This window comes from Mesorhizobium sp. M2A.F.Ca.ET.037.01.1.1, assembly GCF_003998075.1.
Taxonomy (GTDB): Bacteria; Pseudomonadota; Alphaproteobacteria; order Rhizobiales; family Rhizobiaceae; genus Mesorhizobium.
On the sequence record NZ_RZSA01001741.1, the window covers coordinates 1 to 531 of the forward strand.

The 531-nt window shown below is 68.7% G+C and carries 1 protein-coding gene; it reads right to left on the bottom strand.

The window, feature by feature from the left end; all coding sequences use genetic code 11:
* On the bottom strand, positions 1 to 531 hold a 531-nt coding region (locus tag EOA27_RS39545; protein ID WP_127259106.1), incomplete at both ends, for a glycosyltransferase family 4 protein.

Consider the following 531-nt stretch of genomic DNA (forward strand, 5'->3'; position numbering starts at 1 on the left):
GGCCATGCCCGATCGCGTCGTCGAGCGCCTTGAGCTGGCGGCGGTGGAACGCGCTGCCATCGACGTCGCGGATATTGGCCGCGGCCGCCTGGAGGGCGGCGGCGAAAGCGATCGGGTCGTCGGTCACCACGCAATTGTCGGGGCGATAGCCGATGCCGCGCAGCGAGCGGCTGGTGGCGACGGACGGCAGGCCGAGCTCGAAGGCCTCGATGGTCTTCAACTGCACGCCGCTGCCGGCGGTGCTGATCAGGGGAATAACGGCGGCGCCGCGCACGAAGGCCTGCGCGTCCGGAACCCTGCCGACGAAGGAGACGCCAGGATGCGGCGAACTGATGCTGGAAGGTATGCTGCCGGCGATCCTGATGCGGAAATCCGGCTTCAGATGCGGCACGACCTTGGTCAGGAACCAGTCGAGCCCGATGCGGTTGGGCTGCCAGGTCCAGGTGCCGATCAGCGCGGCGTCGCAATCGATATGTCGCGTCGCCTTTATCGGCGCCTGCGCACGGGTCACCAGCGGCAGCACCGCCGAGC